This window comes from Saccharopolyspora gloriosae (assembly GCF_022828475.1).
Classification (GTDB): domain Bacteria; phylum Actinomycetota; class Actinomycetes; order Mycobacteriales; family Pseudonocardiaceae; genus Saccharopolyspora_C; species Saccharopolyspora_C gloriosae_A.
Window position 1 is genome coordinate 4573696 of sequence record NZ_CP059557.1, and the last position, 23603, is coordinate 4597298.

Annotated in this window: 19 protein-coding genes; 11 read left to right on the forward strand and 8 right to left on the reverse strand. The window is 68.9% G+C overall.

The features are described 5' to 3' along the window. Positions 1-171: 171 nt before the first annotated feature. Positions 172-3072 carry an FAD-binding and (Fe-S)-binding domain-containing protein gene (locus H2Q94_RS19810; RefSeq protein WP_243788697.1) on the reverse strand — a complete coding sequence of 967 codons (2901 nt, stop codon included), beginning with the start codon at positions 3070-3072 and terminating at the stop codon, positions 172-174. After that, entirely contained in the window at positions 3072-4238 is a 1167-nt protein-coding gene (locus tag H2Q94_RS19815) for a pyridoxal-phosphate-dependent aminotransferase family protein (RefSeq protein WP_243788698.1), read from the reverse strand. Before H2Q94_RS19815 ends, H2Q94_RS19810 begins: the two co-directional genes overlap by 1 nt. A gap of 147 nt (positions 4239-4385) precedes the next feature. Between H2Q94_RS19815 and H2Q94_RS19820 the strand changes: the two genes are divergently transcribed. Together H2Q94_RS19820 and H2Q94_RS19825 are read left to right on the forward strand one after the other, a co-directional pair. After that, positions 4386-5699, forward strand: a complete 1314-nt coding sequence (locus H2Q94_RS19820) for an SLC13 family permease (RefSeq protein ID WP_243788699.1) — start codon at positions 4386-4388, stop codon at positions 5697-5699. A gap of 54 nt (positions 5700-5753) precedes the next feature. After that, positions 5754-6527, forward strand: coding sequence for an IclR family transcriptional regulator (locus H2Q94_RS19825; protein ID WP_243788700.1), 774 nt, complete (start codon positions 5754-5756; stop codon positions 6525-6527). A gap of 15 nt (positions 6528-6542) precedes the next feature. Here H2Q94_RS19825 and H2Q94_RS19830 read toward each other — a convergent pair whose 3' ends face one another. The 3 genes from H2Q94_RS19830 to H2Q94_RS19840 form a co-directional block, all read right to left on the reverse strand. Then, positions 6543-7316: an enoyl-CoA hydratase/isomerase family protein gene (locus tag H2Q94_RS19830; protein WP_243788701.1), complete on the reverse strand. Its 774-nt coding sequence runs from the start codon at positions 7314-7316 to the stop codon at positions 6543-6545. Further along, positions 7313-8506 carry a CaiB/BaiF CoA transferase family protein gene (locus H2Q94_RS19835; protein WP_243788702.1) on the reverse strand — a complete coding sequence of 398 codons (1194 nt, stop codon included), beginning with the start codon at positions 8504-8506 and terminating at the stop codon, positions 7313-7315. Before H2Q94_RS19835 ends, H2Q94_RS19830 begins: the two co-directional genes overlap by 4 nt. 544 nt (positions 8507-9050) lie before the next feature. Beyond that, a complete protein-coding gene (locus tag H2Q94_RS19840; RefSeq protein ID WP_243788703.1) occupies positions 9051-10475 on the reverse strand; it encodes an MFS transporter in 1425 nt (474 codons plus the stop codon). 477 nt (positions 10476-10952) lie between these two features. On the opposite strand from H2Q94_RS19840, the gene H2Q94_RS19845 reads away from it, so the two are divergent. Next, positions 10953-11762, forward strand: a complete 810-nt coding sequence (locus H2Q94_RS19845; protein WP_243788704.1) for an AfsR/SARP family transcriptional regulator — start codon at positions 10953-10955, stop codon at positions 11760-11762. 205 nt (positions 11763-11967) lie between these two features. Here H2Q94_RS19845 and H2Q94_RS19850 read toward each other — a convergent pair whose 3' ends face one another. Continuing rightward, positions 11968-12609, reverse strand: a complete 642-nt coding sequence (locus H2Q94_RS19850) for a DedA family protein (protein ID WP_243788705.1) — start codon at positions 12607-12609, stop codon at positions 11968-11970. Next, positions 12609-13286 carry a class I SAM-dependent methyltransferase gene (locus H2Q94_RS19855; RefSeq protein WP_243788706.1) on the reverse strand — a complete coding sequence of 226 codons (678 nt, stop codon included), beginning with the start codon at positions 13284-13286 and terminating at the stop codon, positions 12609-12611. The genes H2Q94_RS19850 and H2Q94_RS19855 overlap by 1 nt, the downstream gene beginning before the upstream one ends. 127 nt (positions 13287-13413) lie before the next feature. Between H2Q94_RS19855 and H2Q94_RS19860 the strand changes: the two genes are divergently transcribed. The 8 genes from H2Q94_RS19860 to H2Q94_RS19895 all read left to right on the forward strand — a co-directional run bounded on the left by H2Q94_RS19860 (position 13414) and on the right by H2Q94_RS19895 (position 22238). Continuing rightward, positions 13414-14532, forward strand: coding sequence for a sensor histidine kinase (locus H2Q94_RS19860; RefSeq protein ID WP_243788707.1), 1119 nt, complete (start codon positions 13414-13416; stop codon positions 14530-14532). Then, positions 14529-15182: a response regulator transcription factor gene (locus H2Q94_RS19865; RefSeq protein WP_243788708.1), complete on the forward strand. Its 654-nt coding sequence runs from the start codon at positions 14529-14531 to the stop codon at positions 15180-15182. Before H2Q94_RS19860 ends, H2Q94_RS19865 begins: the two co-directional genes overlap by 4 nt. A gap of 157 nt (positions 15183-15339) precedes the next feature. Continuing rightward, a complete protein-coding gene (locus H2Q94_RS19870) occupies positions 15340-15711 on the forward strand; it encodes a DurN family substrate-assisted peptide maturase (protein WP_243788709.1) in 372 nt (123 codons plus the stop codon). A gap of 41 nt (positions 15712-15752) precedes the next feature. Then, positions 15753-15989, forward strand: a complete 237-nt coding sequence (locus tag H2Q94_RS19875) for a cinnamycin family lantibiotic (RefSeq protein WP_243788710.1) — start codon at positions 15753-15755, stop codon at positions 15987-15989. A 66-nt stretch (positions 15990-16055) separates the two neighbouring features. Then, entirely contained in the window at positions 16056-19271 is a 3216-nt protein-coding gene (locus H2Q94_RS19880; protein ID WP_243788711.1) for a type 2 lanthipeptide synthetase LanM family protein, read from the forward strand. 43 nt (positions 19272-19314) lie between these two features. Beyond that, the gene (locus tag H2Q94_RS19885) at positions 19315-20214 is read left to right on the forward strand and encodes a Nif11-like leader peptide family natural product precursor (RefSeq protein ID WP_243788712.1); all 900 of its coding nucleotides are present in this window, start codon (positions 19315-19317) and stop codon (positions 20212-20214) included. A 131-nt stretch (positions 20215-20345) separates the two neighbouring features. Further along, positions 20346-21347, forward strand: a complete 1002-nt coding sequence (locus H2Q94_RS19890; RefSeq protein ID WP_243788713.1) for an ABC transporter ATP-binding protein — start codon at positions 20346-20348, stop codon at positions 21345-21347. A gap of 9 nt (positions 21348-21356) precedes the next feature. Beyond that, positions 21357-22238, forward strand: a complete 882-nt coding sequence (locus H2Q94_RS19895; protein WP_243788714.1) for an ABC transporter permease — start codon at positions 21357-21359, stop codon at positions 22236-22238. 490 nt (positions 22239-22728) lie between these two features. Here the strand turns inward: H2Q94_RS19895 and H2Q94_RS19900 are convergent, their stop codons facing one another. Next, complete coding sequence (locus H2Q94_RS19900) at positions 22729-23490, reverse strand: FadR/GntR family transcriptional regulator (RefSeq protein ID WP_243788715.1); 762 nt, start codon at positions 23488-23490, stop codon at positions 22729-22731. Positions 23491-23603: the final 113 nt, after the last annotated feature.

The window sequence follows — 23603 nt, forward strand, 5'->3', positions numbered from 1 at the left end:
GAAGCCGAACCCTGCGGCGAAGCCGTGCCTGTATGTGCGAAGCACATAGCCCACGTCCAAAAAACGACCACCGGCGGGTTCTCAGTGAGCCTCTCGCGAGGACAGCTTTTTCCCTCGTGGCGGAGCCACTAGGGAAAAAGATCCCGCAGCGAGAGGCTCACTGAGGTTCCGCTACCCGACCACCCAAGCCAGATCACCCCGAAGACCCCCAAGCGAAGCGTGGAGGAGCTCCAGTGGGTGGTGGGCTTCGCGGGGAGTGCCGTGGGCGATCTGCTGGCGGCACGAGACGCCGGTGGCGGCGATGATCGAGGTGGCCGGTTCCGCCTTCACCGCGGGGAAAAGCCGGTCCGCGCCGACGGTCATCGACGTCTCGTAGTGTTCGGCTTCGAAGCCGAACGAGCCGGCCATGCCGCAGCATCCGGCGTCGACCTCTTCGACCTCCGCGCCGGGGATGCGCCGCAGCAGGCCGACCGTGGCGGCCGTTCCGGCCTCCGCTTTCTGGTGGCAGTGCCCGTGGAACAGCACGCGCCGCCGTGCGGGCCAGGTCTGCTCGGACAGTTCCAGGTCGCCCGCGTCGATGGCCTCGGACAGCACCTCCTCGATCTGGCGCACCCTCCCTGCGACGTCGCGGGCCGCCTGGTCGTCCGGCAGCAGCGACAACGTCTCGTCGCGCAAGGTGAGCACGCAGGACGGTTCGCAGCCGACGATCGGAGCGTCCGAACCGGCGAGCCGCGACACCAGGTCGCGCGCCTTGGCCTTCGCATCGTCGACGAGGCCCTTGGACAGGCTGGACCGCCCGCAGCAGCCCTCGTCGACCAGCCGCACCTCGTAACCCGCGCGTTCCAGCAGCTCCACCGCCGCCCGGCCGATCGCCGGTTCGGTGTAGGTGGTGAACGAGTCCGCGAGGAACAGGATCGGTCCCCGCGACGCCCGCTGCGGGACGCGGCGCTTGCGGAACCACGAGCCGAGGTGGCGCCGCTGGAAACGCGGCAGCGGACGATGCTCGGTGATGCCGAGCGCACGCCGCATCAGCTTGCGCAGCAACGGTATCCGGCCCGGCAGGTTCGATAGCGGAGCCGTGGCGGCGCCCAGCCGGTTCAGCGACCGGATGGACCCGAAGATCCGCGACCGCAGCGGCACCCCGTGCTCGTCGTGGTAGTGCGACAGGGTTTCGCTCTTGAGCTTCGCCATGTCCACGCCCAGCGGGCATTCGCTCTTGCACGCCTTGCACATCAGGCACAGGTCCAGCACTTCGTGCAGCCGCTCGTCGCCCAGCGCCCGCTTCGGGTCCGGTTCGGACAGTGCCTTCACCAGGGCGTTCGCCCGGCCGCGGGTGGCGTCCTGTTCCTTGGTCGTCGCCATGTAGGACGGGCACATCACGCCGCTCTGGCTTTTGCGGCACAGCCCGATGTTCATGCACCGGTCCGCCGCGCCGCGCATGCCGCCGACCACCTCGAACGACAGCCGGGTGCGGAACGGTCCGGGCACCGGCTGCTCGGCGTCGCGCAGGTGATCGGTCATGGGGGGCGCTTCCACGATCTTTCCGGGGTTCAGGGTGTCCGCCGGGTCGAACAGCCGCTTCACCCGGCACATCGCCGCGTAGAGCTCCTCGCCGAACAGCTCCCGGTTGAACTCGCTGCGCGCCAGGCCGTCGCCGTGTTCGCTGGAGTTCACCCCGCCGTACTCGCTGACCAGTGATTTCACTTCCTCGGCGACGGCCCGCATCTTCGCCACTTCGCTGGGCTGTGCCAGGTCCACGAACGGCCGGATGTGCAGGCAACCGACCGAGCAGTGGCCGTAGAAGCCGGCTTTCATGTCGTGGCGGTCGAGGATCTTCGCGAACTTCGCCGTGTACTCCGACAGGTGTTTGGGGTCGACGGCGGTGTCCTCCACGAACGCCAGCGGCCGGCGCGTTCCCTCACCCGCCGCCATCAGCAGGCCCAGGCTGGACTTGCGGACCTTCAGCAACGCCGACTGCTGCTGCGGAGTCACCGCCTCCAGCGTGTGGTAGCCGTGCCCGTGCTTGCGCCACAGCGCGGTGAGCCGCCGCAGCCGCGCCACCAGTTCCGCCTCGTCGTCGCCGGTGAAGCTGACGAACAGCAGCGCGTCCGGATCGCCTTCCAGGATGGTGCCGAGCGAGGCGTACTCGATGCGTTCGCGCGACAGGTCGAGGATGGTGCGGTCCATCAGCTCCACGCCGGACGGGTCGCAGGACAACGCGTCGTCGGTGGCGGCGATCGCGGCCTGCGTCGAGGTGAAGTGGCCGACGGCGATGACCGTGGTGCGCGGCTTCGGCACCAGGTTCACCAGAGCTCCGGTGGCCACCACCAGGGTTCCTTCCGATCCCACGACGAACTCGGCGAGGTCGAACGGCGTCGGATCCGCCAGCCGGTCCAGGCGGTAGCCGCCCGCTCGGCGCCAGAATTCGGGAAAACCACGGGAGATCGCGTCCTGCTCGTCGGCGACGATGCGCGGAAGTTCCCGGTACAGCCGCGCTTCCAGGGTCGTGCCCGCTGCCCGCCGCCGCCGCTCATCGTCCTCGACGGGACCGAACCTGGCCGTCGAGGCGTCCGAGAGCACCACGTCGAGTTCTCGGACGTGATCGATCGTCATGCCGTGGCGGACCGAACCGCTGCCCGCCGAGTTGTTGCCGATCATGCCGCCGAGCGTGGCGCGGTTGCTGGTGGAGGTGTCCGGTCCGAACATCAGCCCGTGCGGGGCGGCGGCCCGGTTGAGCTGGTCCTGCACCACGCCCGGCTGCACCCGCGCGGTCCTGGACTCCGGGTCCAGTTCGACGATTCGATGCAGGTGGCGCGACATGTCGAGGACGATTCCGGGGCCGACGGTCTGGCCTGCCAGGCTCGTCCCGGCGCCGCGCGGCACCACCGGGACGCCGTGCTCGGCCGCGGCCGCCACCGTCGCCGCCACATCGTCGGCGTCGCGCGGGAACACCACGCCCAGCGGCGTGATCGCGTACATGCTGGCGTCGCGGGAGAACAGGTGCCGGGTGTAGTCGTCGAACTCGACCTCACCGGACAGGTCCGCTTTCAGCCGCCGTTCCAGGTCGCTCATCACGCCTCCTCCAGCACCCGCAGGGCCGCGGTGATGCCGCCCTGGTCGATCGGGACGCCCGCCAGTTCCAGGCCTATCTGCACTCCGGCGAGCGTCCCGGCCAGCGACACGTCGTTGAAGTGCCCGAGGTGGCCGATGCGGAACACGGTGCCCGCGACCTTCCCGAGCCCCGCGCCCAGCGACATGTTGAACCGCTCCAGCACCAGGCGGCGGAACGCGTCGGCGTCGTGGCCTTCCGGCAGCAGCACCGCCGTCAGCGCCGGGGAGTGCTCGCGTTCGTCGAGGCACAACGTCTCCAGGCCCCATCCGCGCACCGCCGCGCGGGTCGCCTCGCTGTGGCGCCGGTGCCGCCGGAACACCTCCGGAAGGCCCTCCTCGTCGAGCATTCGCAGCGCTTCGAGCAGGCCGTAGAGCAGGTTCGTCGCCGGGGTGCTGTGGAAGAAGCCCCGTTCGTTCGCGGACAGGATCGGCCCCCAGTCCCAGTAGGACCGGGGCAACGTCGCGGATTCGCTTGCGCGCAGGGCCTTCTCGCTGATCGCGTTGAAGCCGAGGCCGGGCGGCAGCATCAGGCCCTTCTGGGAGCAGGAGATCGTCACGTCGACGCCCCACTCGTCGTGGCGGAAGTCCACCGAACCCAGCGACGAGATCGTGTCGACCAGCAGCAACGCCGGATGCTGCGTCTCGTCGATCGCTCGGCGCACGTCGCTGATGCGACTGGTCACCGCCGTGGAAGTCTCGTTGTGCACGGCGCACACGGCCTTGATCTCGTGCTGCGAGTCGGCCGCCAGTCGCTCCCGCACCACCTCCGGGTCGACGCCGTGGCGCCAGTCGCCCGGCACGAAGTCCACCCGCAGCCCCAGGCTCTCGGCCATCTCCTGCCACAGGGTCGCGAAGTGGCCGGTCTCGAAGGCGAGCACGCGGTCACCGGGGCTGAGCGTGTTCACCAGCGCCGCCTCCCACGCGCCGGTGCCGGAGGACGGGTAGATCAGCACCGGTCCGGTGGTGCCGAACACCGGCCGCACCGCGCTCAGCACCTCGCGGGCGAGGGCCGCGAATTCCGGTCCGCGGTGGTCGATGGTGGGCGCGGACATCGCGCGAAGAATGCGATCCGGAACGTTCGTGGGGCCGGGAATTTGCAGGAAGTGCCGGCCGATCGGCTGCGCCATCGGAATCTCTCCTGGTCTATTCAGAACGCTTGACCTTCAATTGTGTCCGGGGTCATACTTCCCCGGCGACGAGATAGTGATCTCGCATCACGGAATTCGATTCCGCTCCCTCCCCGAGCCGACGACCGCCTCGAATCGAGGAGTCACATGTCCGTACAGATCTGGTCCATCATCGGCCTCGTCCTCATATTCCTCATCGCCACGTTGCGCTCGGTGAACATGGGAGCCGTGGCATTTCTCGGAACATTCCTGGTAGGCACATTCCTGATACACGACAGCGCCGACGATCTGTTCGCCGGATTTCCCGGAGATCTCTTCGCGGTGCTCGTCGGCGTCACTCTGCTGTTCGCGATCGCCAAGAGCAACGGCACCGTGGACTGGCTCATCCAAGCCGGAGTCCGCGCGGTGCGCGGGCGAATCGCACTCGTACCCTGGGTGATGTTCCTGGTCACAAGCTTGTTGACCATGGTCGGCGCGGTGGTGCCCGGCGCCGTGGCGATCATGGCTCCGATCGGGCTGAGCTTCGCCGCGCGCTACCGGATCAACCCGATGCTGATGGGGCTGCTCATCATCAACGGCGCCACCGCGGGCGGTTTCTCGCCCATCAGCATTTTCGGCAGCATCACCAACGGCGTCGTCGAACGCAGCGGGCTTCCTGGAAATCCACTGCTCCTCTGGGGCAGCCAATTCGTGTTCAACCTGGCACTCAGCGTGGTCGTCTTCTTCCTCTTCGGCGGACGCGAACTGCTGCACCGAAAAGTCGAAACGGAATCCGATCCGAACGACCGAATCGAGGAAGTTCCGTCCGGCGGTTCCGGGACCACCACGATCACCGATACCGCCACCATCACCGAAGTGACGACGCTCAACCCGCAACGCGCGCTGACGTTGACCGGATTGATCGTGCTCGCCATCGGCGCACTGGCGCTCGAATTCGACGTCGGCCTGCTCTCGCTGAGCATCGCCACGGTGCTGTGCGTGATCTTCCCGCGCTCCACCACGGCGTGCGTGGGTCAGGTGGCCTGGCCGACGGTGCTGTTGATCTGCGGCGTGGTGACGTACGTGAGCATGATGGAACGCGTCGGCACCATCGAGTTCCTCGGCGACGGGGTGGCGGGCATCGGAGCTCCGCTGCTGGCGGCGTTCGTGATCTGCCTGATCGGGGCCGCGGTGTCCGCGTTCGCCTCCACCACCGGCATCCTCGGCGCGCTCATCCCGCTCGCCGTTCCGTTCCTGCTCACCGGCCAGGTCGGTGTCATGGGCATGATCATCGCGTTGACCGTGGCCTCGTCGGTGGTGGACTCCTCGCCGTTCTCCACCAGCGGCGCGCTCGTCGTCGCCGGCTCCCCGCCGGAGTTGCGCGACGGCGTGTTCCGGAAGCTGATGATCTGGGGCATGAGCATGATCGCCATCGGCCCCGTCGTGGCCTGCTTGCTGTTCGTCCTGCCCGGCTGGCTGTGATCCGGTGGCCCGCCGAGCACCGGCTCGGCGGGCCGAACCGGATAAACTACGGAAATGAGCGAAGGAATGCGCACCGTGCTCTCCGCTTTCCGGGTGCTCGAAGAGGTCGCGCACACCCAGCCGGCCGGAGTCGGCGAACTCGCCCGCAGGCTGCGGATGCCGAAGAGCACCGTGCAACGCGCCCTGCGGACACTGTGGACGGCAGGCTGGATCTGCCCCGACGGCGCGGATGTGACGCGCTGGGTGCTCACGACCCGCGCGTTCCAGGTGGGCCAGCACGCCGTCGCCGACATCGGCGTGCGGGACGCGGCCACCGCGGTCATGCACGAACTGCGCCGCGAGACCGGCGAGACCGCGCACTTGATGGTGCGCGAAGGCGATCACGCCGTGCTCATCGAACGCCTCGAGACCGAGCATCCGATCCGTGCCGTGCTGCCGCTGGGCACCACGGTGCCGCTGCACGGTTCGTCCAACGGCAAGGCGATGCTCGCCGGGATGCCGCGCGAGTCGGTGCGCCGCATCGTCGGCGAGGATCTGGCGCGCTACACCGACAACACCATCGTCGATTGGGCGGAGTTCTCCGCCGAACTGGACCGGGTGACCGAGCTCGGCTTCGCGGCGAACTTCGCGGAGTGGCGCGCGGACATCGCGGCGGTGGCGGCGGCGATCTTCGACGACGGCGGCGAGCCGATCGCGGGCCTGTCCATCTCGGCCCCGGCGGACCGGATCACACCGGAACTGCGGGACCGCTACGGCGCACTGGTCGTCGAAGCCGCGGCGCGGGTCAGCGCGACGCTGGGGCACCGGCCCGCGGTGGATCCTCGTTGAACCACCCATCGCTCATCACCGGCCACGCCACTGCGGGCGGCGCTTCTCGGTGAACGCGCGCACTCCTTCGCGGAAATCCTCGCTGCCGTAACAGGATTCGATGAGGTCGTCGCCCGGCGGCAGCGAGTGCTCCCGCAGTCTGCGGATCGCCTCCTTGCTCGCCCGCATCGTCAACGGCGCCTGCTCGGCGAGCTGCGCGCAGAGCTCGGTCACCCGTCCGTCCAATTCGGACTTGGGCAGCACTTCCGAAGCCAGGCCCGCGCGTTCGGCCGGTTCCGCGCCGAGGAACCCGGCCGTGCAGATCAGGTGCATCGTGCGCCCTGCTCCGATCAGGCTCAGCAGACGGGCGTAGTTGCGCATCGACAGGCAGTTGCCGACTGTCCGGGCGATGGGCAGCCCGAACTTCGCGTCCTGCGAGCAAATCCGCAGATCGCAGGCGGCGGCGATGGTGAGCCCGCCGCCGGTGGCGTAACCGTCGATCGCCGCGACCGTCGGCACCTGGATCCGCTCCACCTGATCCACCACCGCGTCGATGCGGCGCTCGTACTCGTGCCCGTCGGCTGCGGTGGTGAAATCCCGGAACTGGGCGATGTCGGTGCCCGCGACGAAAGCCTTGCCGCCCGCCCCGCGCAACACCACGACCCGCACCTGCGGATCGGCGGCGACGCGGTCGCAGAACTCCGCTAGCTGTTCGTACATCTGCCAGGTCATCGCGTTGCGCGCGGCGGGCCGGTCGAAGGTGGCGGTGGCGACGGTCCCGGCGAACTCGGTGCGCAGGTGTCCGGTCATTCGACGGCTCCTTCGGCTCGCAGCGCGCGAATCTCCTCGTCGGTGCGGCCGGCGGCGCGCAGCAGTTCGTCGGTGTGCTCCCCCAACCCCGGCGCGACCCGGCGGACATCCGCCGGGGTCCCGCTGAGCTTCACCGGGACCCCCAACGAGCGGACCGTGCCCTCGGTCGGGTGATCCAGTTCCAGGACCATCTCGCGTGCCAGGGTGTGCGGGTCGGCGCAGGACTGCGCGTAGTCGCGGATCGGCCCGACCGGGACGCCCGCCGCCAGCAGCAGCTCCGCCCACTCCTCGGTGTCCCGGGTGCGCAGCGTCCGAGCGAGTTCACCGGCGAGCTCGACGCGGTGGCGGACCCGGTCGGTGTTGGTGGTGAACCGCTCGTCGGCCGGGAGGTCGGGCCGCTCCAGCACGGTGCACAGCCGTTGCCACAGCCTTTCGTTGTTCGCGCCGATCGTGAGGTGACCGTCGCGGGTGGGCAGTGCCTCGTACGGCGCGTTGACCCGGTGCGCCGAGCCCAGCCTTCCCGGCGCCCGGCCGGTCGCCCACAACTCGGAGGTCTCCCAGATCGACAGCGCCAGCGCGGCGTCGTAGAGCGACGTGTCCACGGCCTGGCCGAGCCCGGTGCTTTCGCGGGACAGGCAGGCGCTGAGGATGCCGACCGCGCAGAACAATCCGGCGGACAGATCCGCGACCGGCACGCCGGATTTGGTCGGCGGACCGTCGGCGTCCCCGGTCACGCTCATGATCCCCGACATCGCCTGGGCGATCAGGTCGTAGCCCGCACGCTGCGAGTACGGCCCGGTCTGGCCGAAACCGGAGATGGAGGCGTACACGATCCGCTCGTTGCGGTCGCGCAGCGTCGGGTAGTCCACTCCGAGCCGGGCCGCCACGCCCGGCCGGAAGCTCTCCACCACGACGTCGGCCTCGTCGGCCAGCCGGTAGAAGGCCTCTCGCCCGGCCTCGGTCTTGAGGTCCAGCGCGATGCCGCGCTTGTTCCGGTTCACCGCGAGGAAGGCCGCGCTCTCGCCGTTCGGCAATCGGTGCCCGGTCGCCTGACGGGTCGCGTCTCCCCGACCGACCGGTTCGACCTTGATCACGTCGGCGCCGAGGTCGCCGAGCAGTTGGCAGCAGTAGGGACCGGCCATGACCTGAGTCAGGTCGAGCACGGTCAGGTTCTCCAGCGCGAACGTCATCGTTGCCCGCCGATCCGTGCCGCGAAACGGCACAGCTTGTTTGTGACGGCATAACCGTACGAGCACATCAAAGGCGAGGTCAAGGAATCCGACCCCGCTCCGAGCGTGCGCGAAGCACCGTGACCCGACTCACACATCGACTTCCGGGGCGCTTGAAATACACAGGTCGAGCGCGACGATGCACCGGGCGGGAGATAGGTCGAGCAGTGGCAACGAGAGGCAGTTGGAGCCTTGATCAGCCTCACGACGTTTCCCGGACATTGATCACGTCGCGTTGTCACAGGAGATCCGGATGAACCACATCATCGTCGCGCTGTCGGTCGAAGCCATCGGGCTGTTCTCGATCGCGGGCGCCATCACGGCCTGGACCCGCTCGGTCCTGCGCACGACCGCCCGCTGAACCGAACCCGGGCGGGGCGAGCTCCCCGCCCGCACAACGACGAAACCCGCAGCCCTCTGGCGAGGACTGCGGGTTTCGCCTATTCCGAACTTGTCATCCGTGCCTCGCCGGCAGCGAAGCCGCTGCGCGAACCACGCGCGGAGGCTATTTCTTGGCGCCGGCCAGCTCCTTGGCCTCTTCGTGGTCCACTGCGGCCGGCGGTGAACCGGGGAGCCGCTTGCCCGCGGACTCCTTCATCGCGTACACGGAGATCGCGCCGATCACCCCGGCCGCCATCAGGTAGTAGGCGGGGATGTCGAGGTTGCCGGTCGCGGCGATCAAGCTGGCCACCACCGTCGCCGTCGTACCACCGAACAGCGACACCGCGATGTTGAACGCGATCGACAACCCGCCGTAGCGGATGTCGGTCGGGAACAGCGCGGGCAGCACCGACGGGCACGTGGCGTTGAAGCACAACAGCATCAACCCCATCAGCAGCAGGCCGCCGAAGGTCGCCACCGTGCCGCCGATCTTCAGCAGCATGATCGCCGGAATGGACAGCACCACCAGCAGCGCGCAGCCCGTGTACAAGATCGGCTTGCGGCCGATCTTGTCGCTGAGCCTGCCGACGAACGTGATCAGCACCATCGACACCAGCAGCACGACGATCTGCAGCACCTGGGAGACCACGCTGTGGGTACCGGCGTGCCCGTGCTCCGGCAGCGTCTGGGTGAGGTACGTCGGCATGTAGCTGGTGAGCATGTAGTTCGTGACGTTGAACGCCAGCACGACGCCGCCGCAGACCAGCATCGCGGGCCAGTGGCTGATGAAGATCTTGCGGAACTCGCCCAGCGTCTGGTTCCCCTCGCGGCCCTCGGACTCCGCGGCGATCTTCGCGAACGCCGGCGTCTCCTCCAGCTTCATCCGCAGGTACAGCCCGACGCCGCCGATCGGTCCCGCGATCAGGAACGGGATGCGCCAGCCCCAGCTGAGCAGGTCCTGCTCCGAGAGCACGGCCTCCAGCAGCGTCGCGAACGTCGCACCGAGCGCGTAGCCGGTCAGCGTGCCGAACTCCAGGAAGCTGCACAGGAAGCCGCGCCTGCGGTCCGGGGCGTACTCGGCGATGAACGCCATCGCGCCGCCGTACTCACCACCGGTCGAGAAGCCCTGCAGCAGCCTGGCCAGCAACAACAACATCGGCGCCGCGACGCCGATGGCGTGGTAATCGGGCAGGATGCCGATGATGAACGTGCTGATCGCCATCATGATCACGGTCAGCGACAGCACCTTCTGCCTGCCGATCCGGTCACCCAGCGGCCCGAAGAACATCCCGCCGAACGGACGCACCAGGAACGCCGCCGTGAAGGTCCCCAGTGTCGCGATCGTGCCCAGCGTCGGCGAGAGTCCCGTGAAGAACACGCTCTCGATCTTCACGGCCAGGTAGGAGTAGACGCCGAAGTCGAACCACTCCGTGACGTTGCCGATGGCGGCCGCACCGACCGCGCGTCGAATTACGTTCGGCTCGGTGACCGTCACGTCCTCAACCGGATATTCGTCCGCTTTCGCATCGGACGAGTCAGCCCCTGACAAGGAGAACACCCCTTTACCTGCTTAGTGCCGCCCACCCAGGACGGCCGAGCACTGCTCCGCTACTCGCTGTGAGATATCGACGAGCACCATAGTCCCCCCAACGGACCAATGGAAAACACCCTGCCCAGTTTTCCACGCACTTGCGCGAATGGTCCGATATTGGCTTTTCGCCACACCAAGACGCATATCGCGGACATTGACCACAATATGGACATACCGCACTTACTTCGCGGTGATTCGCCTCTCCGGGATGCGGCGCGCTGAATCCCGTCGACCTGATCGCACAATTGTCTAAGATCAGAAAATTCTCCACGGCTCGCAGCTGATTGCAGCTCGTGCCACAAGAAGTGCAATGCACCGAGCACCTACTTTCGTCAACCACGTCAGGAGCATTGCCAGTTCACAAATTTCGGTGCTACAAAGGAAACCACTAATCGTCCTGGGGGACGACGATATCGCGCATATGGGGGCTTACACGTGAACCAGTCGCTGTCGTTCAACGTGCTAGGGCCGCTGTCGGTGGAGATCGACGCCCGGCCGCGAGACATCCCCGGTGCCCGGCAGCGCATTCTGCTCGCGGCACTGCTGGTCAGGTTCAACCAGGTCGTGCCGGTGGACGAGCTCACCGACCGGATCTGGGGAACCACTCCTCCGCACCGGCCACGGCGTGCACTGCACACCTGCCTGACCAGACTGCGCCAGGCGATGGCGGAAACGGACGACCAGGACGACACCGCCCTGATCCGCACCACGCAAGGCGGCTACATGATCGAGGTGCGGCCGGAGAACCTGGACCTTGCCCGTTTCACCGAATTGGTCGACAGCGCGCACACCGCGCGGGGCCGCGGTGATCTCACCGGCGAATTCCGGATTCTGGAGCAGGCGCTGGCGCTGTGGCGCGGCCGGGCGTTGCCGGACGTGCAGTCGGATTCCCTGCACCGCGACGTCATTCCCCAGCTGCACGAACGATGGGTGTCGGTGCTCGAACGACACGGGGAACTGGCGCTCAAGCTGCGACGGCACCACGAGATCGTCGGCGAGCTGCGCGCGCTGACCTTCGAGCACCCGTTCCACGAGCCGTTCTGGCAGCAGTTCATGCTCGCCCTGTACCGCTGCGGCAGGCGGATCGAAGCACTCATGGCGTACGCGGATCTGATGGTGCGCACTCGCGAGGAGTTCGGCGTGGAACCAGGACCGCGGCTCCGAGAATTGCACCTGGCGATCCTGCGCGACGACACCACCGGATTCGAAACACCAACGGACTCCGCCCCCAAAGCCGCCTCATAGCAGTCCTCACCCGACATCATCTTCGTCTTGTCAGCGGCGGAGCCGCTGAGCAGTGACCAGCTAGAGCAGGCCGACCACCGGCGGGTTCTCAACGGCTTCCCCGCGAGGACAGCGATTTCGCTGTGCACGGCATACATGAGAAATCGATCCCGCAGCGAGGAAGCCGCTGAGGTTCCGCTACCCGGACACCCACGCAAGCCATTTCTTACGAAGGCAGTCGTGCGTTGGTGGTCTCTTCTTCTTGCGCCTCCGCCGTCCGACCGCGACGCCGCCACAGCACGATCCCCGCCAGCAACAGCAGGACCGCCAGGGCGGCCGGAATCACGCCGAACAACCCCGACAGCTCGGTGTAGGACGCACCGGCGAGGTAGCCGACTCCGCCTTCCCCGCACGCCCACACGACCCCGGCGAGCAGGCTGTAAGGCGCCATCCGCCGGTACGGCAAGCCGGACGCGCCCACCAGGTGCGGGGCCGCCGAGCGCACCAACGGCACGAAGCGGCACGGGATGAGCGCCGGACCACCGCGACGGCGGAACAGCTCGCTAGCCCGGTCCCACGCTCGCGGTGCGCGGCGGACGAATCGGGTGGTGCGCAGCCGGGGGCCGAGGCGCAGGCCGGTGTAGAAGCCGAGCGCGTCTCCGCACACCGCCCCGAACACGGCGAACACCACCACCAGCCACAGGTCGAGCGTCCCCGCGTAGGCCAGCGCACCCGCGACCAGCAACGGCCCCAGCGTGGGCACGAACGGGCTCACGACCAGGATTCCTTCGACGAAAACCAGCGCCGCCAGCAACGCGTATCCCGCGAGCGGAGGCAGCTGCGTCAGCCATTCACCGGGTGAAGGCATCAGCGATCCGCATCCGGAGCGCGCAGGTGCCAGACGTGCGCGGGCGGCAGGTTCAGCCAGACCGTGGCGCGGTCGCGGCCGTAGCGCTCCACGAACTCCCGCTCCACCGCCACCGCGGCGCGATGCCGTCGCGCCTCATCGCGCCGGCTGAGCAGCGAACGCGCTCCTTGGGTGCCCAGGTAGCCGAAGAACGTGAGGTCCCCGCCTGGCACCAGCAGGTCGACGTGCCGTTGCAACATGGCCCGCACCTGCCCTGGGTCGAAGTTCGTGAACGGCAGGCCCGATACGACCACGTCGTACTGGTGCTCCAGCGCCACGTCCAGGATCGACCGTTCGTGCAGGCGGATGCGGTCGGCGACCGCGGAGAGCGCGAACTCGTTGTGCAGCGCGGAATCGAGCGTCCGCACGAAGTGCGGGTTGACCTCGACCACGTCGAGCCGGTCGGACGGCCCGAGCCGGTCGGCCAGTTCACGGGTCACGACCCCGGTGCCCGCGCCGACTTCGAGTACCCGCACCGGATTGCGCCGCTCGGGACGCGACAGCGGCGCGGCCAGCTTGGCCGCGAGGTAGCGGCTGCTGGGCGCGAACGCGCCGGTGGTGCGGAAACTGCGGAAGGCTTCGCGGGAGAACTCGAACCTTCCGGGTGCCGTAGCGGCATTCGTCTGCGTCGGATCCACGTCAATGCACGCTACCGGCGGCTCTGGCGGGCACCATCGGCCTCATGGACACGGTGATCCGGTACGAAAGTCGGGGGTCGCCGGATTCCTATGCTCGGCATCCGCGACCACGAGGAGGAGTCCGGTGATGAGCGGGACCGAGCGGACCCGGCCGTGGGCGGAGGCGCTGCTGCTGGTCGTGGTCGGCGGGCTGTCCGCGCAGGAGGCCTACGTCGGCGCGGGCGGGGCGGTGTTCAGCGCGCCGGTCGCCACGGCGGTGCTGGCGGCGGTGTCCCTGCACTGGCGGTTCCGGTTCCCCGCCGCACCCGCGGCGTTCGCCACCGCGGTCGCCGCCGTGCTGGGCACGGTGCTGCCGCTGGTCGTGATGCTGTACTCGTTCGCGAACCGCGGCAGGTTGTGGGCGGCCGTGGCCTGCGCGAGCGCGGCGATGGTCGGCAACCTGCTGCTGCAGCCGCAGCACACGTTGTGGGGCACCCGCGTCTACGGACCGGTGCTGCTGCTGGTGGCGGTGCTGGCGTTGGGCATGTGGGCGGGCAGCCGCAGGCGACTGGTGGCGAGCCTGGCCGAGCAGGTGGCGCAGCTGCGGGTGGAGCGGGAGCTGCGGGCCGAGCAGGCACGGTTGACCGAACGGGGTCGCGTGGCGGCGGAGCTGCACGACGCGCTGGCGCACTCGCTGAGCGTCCTGGCGTTGCACACGGGGGCGTTGCAACGGCATTCGGCGACGTTGCCGCCCCAGGTCTCCGATCGCATCGACCTGCTGCGGGCGACGTCCACCGACGCCTTGCGCGACCTGCGCGACGTGCTCGGCGGGTTGCGCGCGCCGGACACCGAGGGCGCTCCAGGGCCGCGGCAGCTGCGCGAGCTCCCGGTCCTGCTGGACGAGGCGCGCGCGGCCGGGCAGGTGATCGACTCGGAGATCGAGGGGGATCCGGCGGCGATTCCGTTCAGCCACCGGCTGGCGCTCTACCGGGTGGTGCAGGAGGCGTTGACCAACGCGCGCAAGCACGCGCCGGGATCGACGGTGCGGGTCCGGGTCCGCCACGGTCCGCCCGAGTCCACCGCGGACGTGGAGAACACGCCGGGCGAACCCGGCGAACGCGCGGAACCCGGCGGCTACGGTCTGGTGGGCCTGGCCGAGCGGATCGACGCGCTGCACGGGGAGCTGGAACACGGCCCGTCCGGCTCCGGCGGCTGGCGGCTGTCCGCGCGAATCCCGACCGGCGACCACTCCTGGGGGGCGGCATGATCCGCACGCTGATCGTCGACGACGACACCTTGGTGCGGCTGGCGCTGGCCGACATCCTCGACGACGACGCCGAAGTCGAGGTCGTCGCCCAGGCCGCCGACGGGCTGGAAGCGCTGGAGACGGCCGCCGCGCACCAGGTCGACGTCGTGCTGATGGACGTGCGGATGCCCCGCATGGACGGCATCCGGGCGACCGAGCGGCTGCGAGCCCTCCCCGACCCGCCGCAGGTGATCACGATGACGACGTTCGACCTGGACGAGTACGTCTACGGGTCGCTGGCGGCGGGCGCGGCCGGATTCCTGCTCAAGGACAGCGAACCCGCTGAGATCGTGCGGGCCGTCCAGGTCGTCGCCGGTGGGCAGGCGATGCTGCATCCGGTGGCGGCGCGCAGGCTCGTCGACCACTACCACGAGCACAACCGCCCGCAGGCCGGCGAGGCCCGCGCCAAGCTGCGGCGGCTCACCCCGCGAGAGCGGGACGTGCTGGCACGGCTCGCCGACGGGGACGGCAATGCCGAGATCGCGACCGCGCTGGGCATGCGGGAGAGCACGGTGAAGGCGCACGTGAGCCGCATCCTCGCCGCGCTGGAAGTGACCAACAGGGTGCAGGCCGCGCTCTGCGCCTGGATCGCCGGGCGCTCTGGCGAATGAGTCCCGGGCCGCCGCCGGAGGGCCGCCGCACGACTCATCCGGAAATCGCAGCCGAAGCACGATGATTCGCCAAGGCGCCGAAACAGGATTGAAGACGCACTGAAACCGGCCCCCGATAACGTTTGTTCCACGGGAACCGACAGGATGGGGACGGCTGATGAAACACGCCGAAGAGCCGACCATTTACCTGGACGTCGATGCGATCCGGCGGATTCAGGAACTCATGGTTTTCTGTTCGCTGCTGCCGCCGGACGGAAAGCTGCGCGAAGTGCTGGAGCTCGCGCTGGCTTCGCACGAGGAGCCGACGTTGTCCCGGCTCAACCCGGTCACCGACTTGCATCCGCACGCGACGAAGGCCTGGCTGGAGTCGCTGTGGATGCGCGACGGCCTGTCCCCGGAGGAAAAGGAGATGGTCGCCTGGCAGAACAACACCGACAACATGGGTCCGGCGCTCGTGGAATTGAAGAACGCCGAGCGGCAACTGGGCATCGAACTGGTAGCCCGGTTGCGGACCGAATCATCGGAATGATCCCCGTTTCCGAACCGCACACACGATTCAGGAGGAACATCATGTCCGAAACCGTTCTGCGGAACGCCGTCATCGACGCCGACTTCCGCGCCGCTCTCATCAAGAACCCCGCCGCCTTCGGCGTCACGGCAGGCGACCTGCCGGACGCGGTCGAGCACATCGACCAGGAGTCCTTGGACTTCTGGACCGAGGGCGTCGCCGCGGCCGAGATCTACGCCTGCGTGCAGAGCTGCAGCTGGGGACCGGTCACCGCGGTGTGCGACGGCAACACCAAGTGATCAACGACGCGGTGAGCCTTCCGGGCTCGCCGCGTTCCCCCGCTTTCGACCAGGGACAGGAGTTCGATGCAGACCGCCCGCGCACTGGACCTGGGAGCCCGCGCAGCCACGCTGTCCGAGCGGCTGCGCGTGGTGACCGCGCTGCGTGACCACGGCTCGCCACCGCAGCAATCCGAACTCGATCCGGTCCATGCCTGGCGGCTGAACCGGCTGGCCGAGCGGCTGGCCGACAAGTACCAGCAGGAATCCCGGCACCGGTCCGCGCCCGCCCGCCATGAGCGCGCGGAGCTCGCCGAGGCGCTGACGGCGTATCACCGCTTCGAGCGCGACCTCGACACCGCCGAACCGCAGGTGCTGGCGCTGCTGGAGGAGCTGCACCAGGAGTGGCTGCCGACCTACCGCGCCGCGTTGGACGGCTGGTCCGCCGCCGGTTCGGACGCGCGGGCGACCTGGCGGGCGGTCGACGTGTACTACGGCAGGCTGGCCAAGGCGTGCGAACCGTTCCTGCTGGAGTTGGGGCGGCGGCTGGAGGCGGACCGCGCGCAGCTGCCGGACGCGATCGGCGCCGAGTTGGTCGACGACTTGCAACGCCACTTGCACGACCGGTTCGCGTTGGCCCTGGCCTGGGCGGTGGAGGCCGCGGCGAACGTGCACCGAGCTCAGCACGGGCTGGACCGGGAGCAGCCCGGTGAGGCCGGCTACCTCGCCTACCTGGACGCGACCTTCGGCGATGCCGAGTCCTACCACGAGTTCTTCCGCGCGTTCCCGGTGCTGGGCCGCTGGCTCGCCCACGTCACCGGGTTGCTGGCGGACTACGGCGGCGAGCTGTTCCGGCACTTGGCCGCCGACGCCGAGCAACTCGGCGCGGAGTTCTTCGGCAAGCCCATCACCGAGTTCCGGTCGGTGCGGCTGGGTACCTCCGATTACCACGCGGGCGGACGCAGCGTGGCGCTGCTGACCGTGGTGCTGGCCGACGGCGACACCGGCACTTGCTACTACAAGCCGCGCTGCCTGCGTTCCGAGGCGGGCATCCAGACGGTGCTCGGGCGGCTGCGGGAACGCGACGTCGTGGCGTTCGCGCAGCGTCCGGTACTGGTGCGCGACGGGTACGGCTACGAGGCGACGATCCCGGCGGGCCGCAACGAGGCGGGCGGTGCTGCGGCCGCCGCACAGGTGTACCGCGAGCTCGGCGGGTACCTCGCGCTGTTCTACGTGCTCGGCGGCGGTGATCTGCACTTCGAGAACATCATCGTGTGCGATGGGCACGCGTTCGTCTGCGACGGCGAGACGGTGTTCGGGGTGTGCCCGCAAGGTCGTGGACGCACCGACGGGACGATGCTGGACTCGGTCTTCAAGACCGGGCTGCTGGAGTGGCCGCGTGCCGAAACCGCCGACGGCGAAGCGCAGATGCGGGTCAGCGGCTACGCGGGCGGTGAGAGCTACGAGATGCCGGTTCCGGTGCCCAAGCTCAACGACCGCAGGCTGAGCTTCGCCGCCACCGTGGAGCACCGCTCCGGGATCCAGGTGGAACCGAGCGCCGCGAACCGGGTGTTCCTGCACGGTGAGCTGGTTCGCCCGCAGGACCACGTCGAGTCCATCATGGACGGTTTCGACCGAGTGCACGAGTGGTTCGAGCGGAACCCGGACGAGGCGATCGCGCTGCTGTCCGAGTCGTTCGCGGGAGCGCAGGCGCGGTTCATCAACTGGGGCACCCAGATCTATTCGCAACTGCTGCTGTCCGCACAGCACCCGAAGAGCCTCGCCGAGCCGCTCGAAGTGGACCTGCTGGCGAACACGGTGCGCACCTTCCCGCGCACCTGGGACCACGAGTCGGTGCTGGCCGAGCGGGAGACGGCGTCGATGTGGCGGCTCGACGTGCCGATCTTCACCGCCGACGTGCACGGCAAGCACCTCGTGCACGACCACGCCGAGATCCTTCCGTCCACATTGGACGTGTCACCGCTGGATCACGCGGCGGAACGGATCCGTCGACTCAGCGCGGAGAATCGGGAACAGCAGGGCCGCTACATCGCCGCGAGCCTGTCGGTGCGCGAGATCAGCAATGCGGCGTTCGTGTCGACGTCGCTGGATTACGCCGCGCGCATCGGCGAACGACTCTGCGGGATGCTGCGGGACCTCTCGGCGCCTGCGCCGTGGACGTCGTTCCGGCTGCTCGGCTCGACGCTGGAGGAAGCCGACATCGAGGGCGACCTCTACCAGGGTTCCGCGGGAGTGGCGTTCTTCCTCGCCTACCTCGACGAGCTGATGCCGCGTCCCGAGTTCCGCGAAGCCGCGCGCCGTGCCGCCGAGCACGCGCTGGCCGAGCAGGCACCGGAGCGCATCGGGGCGTTCGCCGGGATCGGGGGGCAGCTCTACCTGCTCACCCACCTGCACCGGCTGTGGGGCGAGCAGGAGCTCGCCGACCGGGCCGTGCGGTTGTGCGACGACCTGCCGCGCCGCATCGACGCCGACACGCACTTCGACGTGCTGCACGGGGTGGCCGGGCTGATCCCGGTGCTGCTGGAGCTGCGGCCGATCCTCGGCGAGCAGGCCGACGACCTCGCGCACCGCTGCGCCGCGCACCTGCTGCGGCACGCCCGCGAACGCGGTGACGGGCTCAGCTGGGCCTCGTTCACGCCGGACGACGTGGTCGCGGACCTGACCGGTTTCTCGCACGGTGCGGGCGGAATCGGCTGGGCGCTGATCCTGCTCGGCACCCGAACCGGCCGCGCGGACTACATCGCCGCGGGCAGGCGCGCGTTCGCCTACGAGGCGCAGCACTTCGACCCGAACGAGCAGGACTGGTACGACCTGCGCAAGAGCACCGGTCACATCGCGAAGAACGGCCACCACTTCGCGAACGCCTGGTGCAACGGCGCCGCGGGCATCGGCCTGAGCCGCATCGCGTCCTGGGCGCTGCTGGGCGCGGACGACGAGGGACTGCTGCGGGAAGCGCACCAGGCGCTGTCGGCGACGATGCGCAACTTCCCCCGGCTCAAGAACCACACCCTGTGCCACGGCACCGCGGGCAACTCGGAGCTGCTCGTGCGGTTCGCGTTGCTGCGCGATGAACCCGCGTTCCAGCTGGAAGCGAACGTGCAGGTCCGCGAGCTGTGGCGGTCGCTGGACGACGCCGAACACGGCATCACCGAACACAGCGCCGACTTCTTCCCCGGCCTGATGCTGGGCATCTCCGGTTTCGGCCTGCACTTCCTGCGCATCGCCCACCCGGAACGGGTGCCGTCGGTGCTGCTGCTCGACCCACCGCCGTCCCGGCCCTGACCGCGCCCGTCCCGCCACCACCTCAGGCACGAAGGAGCAGATCATGTCCGTCGAATCCTGCAAGAAGTTCCTCCAGGCGACCCAGGACCGCCCGGAGCTCGCCCAGCAGCTCAAGGCCGCCACCGGGATGGGCGAGATCGTCGCGCTCGGCGGCAGGCACGGTTTCGAGTTCACCGCCCGCGACCTCATCGAGGGCTCCACCACGTTCGCGGGCGGCCCCGCGCGGCGGCAACGGCAGGAGCAGGCGCCGCCGCGATCGGGCACCGCGTTCTACCACCACGAGTACGAGCTGGCCGACGTGCCCGCGCTGGCACCGCTGATCGACGAACTTCCCCGGCTGGAGCTGCAACCGACCACTGTGGACATGGCCGCGTTCCGCGCGGAATTCCGCGAAGACGACCTTCGATCCACTTCGGACTCACCGGCCGATCCGGAGTTCCAGGCGTGGCATCAGCGCATGGCCGCGGCGCAGTGGCGCGACGGCGCCGACTCGCCACGACGGGACTTCCACCTGGTGAACCTGGACGAGCACGTCGACCACCCCGGCTACGCCGACTACTTCGACGCGAAGACGCGCGTGATCGACCTGCTGGAGGGCGTGTTCGGCGACGACGTCCGGTTCTCCGGCTCGCTGTGGTACCCGCCGTCCAGCTACCGGCTCTGGCACACCAACGAGAACCAGCCGGGCTGGCGGATGTACGTGGTCGACCTCGACGACGACTTCGCCGACGGCGCGGAGACCTCGTTCTTCCGCTACCAGAACCCGGAGACCGGGGAGATCGTGACGCTGCCGGAACGGCGCAGGATCGTGCGGTTCTTCAAGACCGAGCAGGACCCGGAGAAGTTGTTCTGGCACTGCATCGTCAACCCGACCATCCGGCACCGCTGGAGCTTCGGCTTCGCAGTTCCGGAGGACTGGCAAGCACGGCTCGAAAACGCCTGAAAGCCGAACGGTCCACGGAATCCTCACGAGGACAGCGGTTTCGCCGCGTAGCAGGGCTACCTGAGAAATCGAGCCCGCAGCGAGGAAACCGCTGAGCGACCCACTACGCAGCCCATTACGCAAGGAGCCCTATGGAGCATCTCGTGCGACGACTCTGGCGCGGTGACAGCCGGACCGAGCAGATCTCGCCCGACACGCCTGCGATCCTGGCGCGCGGCGTGCACAAGTCCTACGGGGGCGTGCACGCCGTGCGCGGTGTTGATCTCACGGTGCGGCAAGGCGAAACGTTCGGCTTCCTCGGCCCCAACGGAGCGGGCAAGTCCACCATGATCGCGATGCTGTGCACCCTGGCCCGGCCGGATTCGGGGCGCGTCGAGATCTCCGGGCACGACACGCTGCACGAGCCGCACGAGGTCCGCCGCAGGCTCGGGCTGGTCTTCCAGGAGAGCACGCTGGACACCGAACTGACCGCCGCCGAGAACCTGCGCTTCCACGCCGACCTGTACGCGATGCCGCGGACGATCGTCGGCCAGCGCGTCACGACGATGCTGGAACTGGTGGGGCTCGGCGCGCGGCGCGACGACCTCGTCTCGACCTTCTCCGGTGGCATGCGGCGCCGGCTGGAGATCGCACGCGGCCTGCTGCACCGGCCACGGGTGCTGTTCCTGGACGAGCCGACCGTGGGCCTGGATCCGCAAACTCGCGCCGAGATGTGGCAATACCTGAGCGAGATCGGGCACCGGGAATCCACCACGGTCTTCCTCACCACCCACTACCTCGAAGAAGCCGAGCAGTGCGACCGCATCGCGATCATCGACGAAGGCAGGCTCATCGCCGAAGGCACCCCGGCGGAGCTGAAGTCGGTCGTCGGGGCCGATCGGATCACGCTGCGCACCGGCGACGACGCCACGGCGGTGCGGGTGCTGCGCGAGCGATTCGACCTGGTGGCCACCGCCCAAGACGACGCCGTGCAAGTGCGGGTGGCCGACGGAGCGCGGTTCGTGCCGGTGCTGTGCTCCGGCTTGGACGTGCCCATCTACGAAGTGGGCGTCACCCGGCCCAGCTTGGACGAGGTCTTCCTGCACTACACCGGACGCGCCATCCGCGACGCCCCCGGCGTCCCCGCCTCGTGAGGAGCTCCCGTGACCCGCACCGCCCCGGAACTCGTCCGCCCACCCGCACCGGACTCGGACCTGCGCTCGCGCGCGGCGGGTGAATGGCGCGCGGGAAGCATGGTGTGGCGCCGGGAGGTGCTCCACTTCCTGCGGGACCGGACGCGGATCACCGTGTCACTGCTGCAACCGCTGCTGTTCCTCTACGTGCTGGGAATCGGGCTGTCCCGACTGGTCGCCGGGGCCGGTGGCGGTGAACAAGCCGCCGGTGAGTACATGCTGTTCCTGTTCCCCGGAGTGCTCGTGATGGCCGCGCAGGCGCCGGCGATCTCGGTGGGCGCGTCGATCGTGTGGGATCGCCACAGCGGGTTCCTGCGGGAGATGCTGGCGGCTCCCGTGTTCCGCAGCACCCTGCTGCTCGGCAAGTGCCTCGGCGGCGCCTCCGTGGCCACCGCACAGGGCACCGTGGTGCTGCTCAGCGCGGGCCTGGTCGGAGTTCCGTACCACCCGGGGCTGTTCGCGATCCTGCTCGCCGAACTCGCGCTGGCCGCGCTCGCGATGACGGTGCTGGCCGCAGTGGTGGCGGTGACGATCAAACGGATGCAGACGTTCAACACGGTGCTCACCGTGCTGATCACGCCCCTGATGTTCCTGTCCGGACTGATGTTCCCGATCAGCGCGATGCCCGCCTGGATGGCTTCGCTGACCCTGGTGAACCCGCTGACCTACATCGTCGACGCGATGCGCCACACCATCCTCGATCGGCTCGGCGAGGCACCGTCCTCGGTGATCTTCGCTCCGGTCCATTGGGGACAGTGGGAGGTGCCGCCGGCCGTGGAACTCGGGTTGGTGCTGGGGTTCGCGGTGGTAGCACTAACCATCGCAGCTCAGCGCTTTGCTCGTCGGGGTTGAGCTACTCCACGGCTCGTTCTGGCTTGGTGGTCGGGTAGCGGAACCTCAGTTGGTCTCTCGCTGCGGGATCTTTTTCCCAAGTGGCTCCGCCACGAGGGAAAAAGCTGTCCTCGCGAGAGACCAACTGAGAACCCGCCGGTGGTCGTTTTTTGGACGTGGGCTATGTGCTTCGCACATACAGGCACGGCCTTCGGCCGCAAGGCAGGCGGGGCTTCGCCCGCCCTTCGCGGACTTCGCCGCCAACGGCACGGCTGCGCCGCAAGACACGGCTGCGCCGCAAGACACGGCTGCGCCGCAAGACACGGCTGCGCCGCAAGACACGGCTGCGCCGCAAGACACGGCTGCGCCGCAAGACACGGCTGCGCCGCAAGACACGGCTGCGCCGTGAGGCACGGCTGTCGGCGGGGAAAACGGCCTGTGGGCTCAGTGGGTGGGTTTGGTGCTGGTGGAAGTGCGGCACGGGCTCTCGGAATCCGGGTGGCGAGCGGTGTTATGGGGATTCGCTCGGTCCTTCCAGGCCGACGAACATGGCCTCGTGCAGGGCCGTTACGTGGCGGTGGGCCACGTCGGCGGCTGTGGCGGGGTCGCGGGCGCGGAGCGCGGCTACGAGCTCGTGGTGTTCGTGGTTGGAGCCGCGCAGGTAGTCCACCGGGTAGGGCAGGTAGTAGCGGTAGAGGTCGCGCAGCACCAGGTCGTAATCGGCGGTGTCGAGTCCGGTCGCGGCGGCGACGGCGCGGTGGAAGGTCTCGTCGAGCCGGTGGAATTCCGCCCAATCCGCGGCCTCGTCCATCCGCTCGGCCAGCCCGTCCAGTTCCGCGAGCCGCGACGCGTCGGCCTCGCGGGAGGCCAGGTGCGCGATGCCGCATTCCAGGACCAGGCGCCGATCGATGAGCCGGTGCACTTCTCCCGCCGCCGCGCGGTAAGCGGCGGTTTCCCGGACGGCGCTGCGCGCGGGTTCGGCCACCACCCGGGTGCCGCCGCCCCGACCCCGGCGGCGTTCCAGCACACCGTCCCCGCACAGCGCGACCAGCGCTCGCCGCACGGTGATCTCCGAGACGTCCAGCGCGGCGGCGATCGACGCGTTGCCCGGCAGCCACTCCCCCGGCCCGAGCAGGCCGAGGTCCACCGCGAGGGAGATGCGGGCGCGCACCGTATCGACCGCGGACAGCCGCCGGATGCCGGCGAGCGCCGCGGCTGACAGCGCGCTGCCGGTGGGCTCGCCGGAGCGTGAACCGGCGGGATCGCTGGACATGGAAACCACCATAACCGCACGTCAGGACAAACTGGTCAAAATGAGCACTCTTGTTTGAGCGCTCACTCTGCCCTATTTTCTTCGCAGCGCAGTCGGCGCCCGCACCCGGCGCC

What these genes read in the sequence shown, in the direction of transcription:
- H2Q94_RS19810 (WP_243788697.1), bottom strand. Translation starts at nt 3,072, where the DNA reads ATGAGCGACCTGGAACGGCGGCTGAAAGCGGACCTGTCCGGTGAGGTC.
- H2Q94_RS19815 (WP_243788698.1), bottom strand. Translation starts at nt 4,238, where the DNA reads ATGGCGCAGCCGATCGGCCGGCACTTCCTGCAAATTCCCGGCCCCACG.
- H2Q94_RS19820 (WP_243788699.1), top strand. Translation starts at nt 4,386, where the DNA reads ATGTCCGTACAGATCTGGTCCATCATCGGCCTCGTCCTCATATTCCTC.
- H2Q94_RS19825 (WP_243788700.1), top strand. Translation starts at nt 5,754, where the DNA reads ATGAGCGAAGGAATGCGCACCGTGCTCTCCGCTTTCCGGGTGCTCGAA.
- H2Q94_RS19830 (WP_243788701.1), bottom strand. Translation starts at nt 7,316, where the DNA reads ATGACCGGACACCTGCGCACCGAGTTCGCCGGGACCGTCGCCACCGCC.
- H2Q94_RS19835 (WP_243788702.1), bottom strand. Translation starts at nt 8,506, where the DNA reads ATGACGTTCGCGCTGGAGAACCTGACCGTGCTCGACCTGACTCAGGTC.
- H2Q94_RS19850 (WP_243788705.1), bottom strand. Translation starts at nt 12,609, where the DNA reads ATGCCTTCACCCGGTGAATGGCTGACGCAGCTGCCTCCGCTCGCGGGA.
- H2Q94_RS19860 (WP_243788707.1), top strand. Translation starts at nt 13,414, where the DNA reads ATGAGCGGGACCGAGCGGACCCGGCCGTGGGCGGAGGCGCTGCTGCTG.
- H2Q94_RS19865 (WP_243788708.1), top strand. Translation starts at nt 14,529, where the DNA reads ATGATCCGCACGCTGATCGTCGACGACGACACCTTGGTGCGGCTGGCG.
- H2Q94_RS19870 (WP_243788709.1), top strand. Translation starts at nt 15,340, where the DNA reads ATGAAACACGCCGAAGAGCCGACCATTTACCTGGACGTCGATGCGATC.
- H2Q94_RS19875 (WP_243788710.1), top strand. Translation starts at nt 15,753, where the DNA reads ATGTCCGAAACCGTTCTGCGGAACGCCGTCATCGACGCCGACTTCCGC.
- H2Q94_RS19880 (WP_243788711.1), top strand. Translation starts at nt 16,056, where the DNA reads ATGCAGACCGCCCGCGCACTGGACCTGGGAGCCCGCGCAGCCACGCTG.
- H2Q94_RS19885 (WP_243788712.1), top strand. Translation starts at nt 19,315, where the DNA reads ATGTCCGTCGAATCCTGCAAGAAGTTCCTCCAGGCGACCCAGGACCGC.
- H2Q94_RS19890 (WP_243788713.1), top strand. Translation starts at nt 20,346, where the DNA reads ATGGAGCATCTCGTGCGACGACTCTGGCGCGGTGACAGCCGGACCGAG.
- H2Q94_RS19900 (WP_243788715.1), bottom strand. Translation starts at nt 23,490, where the DNA reads ATGTCCAGCGATCCCGCCGGTTCACGCTCCGGCGAGCCCACCGGCAGC.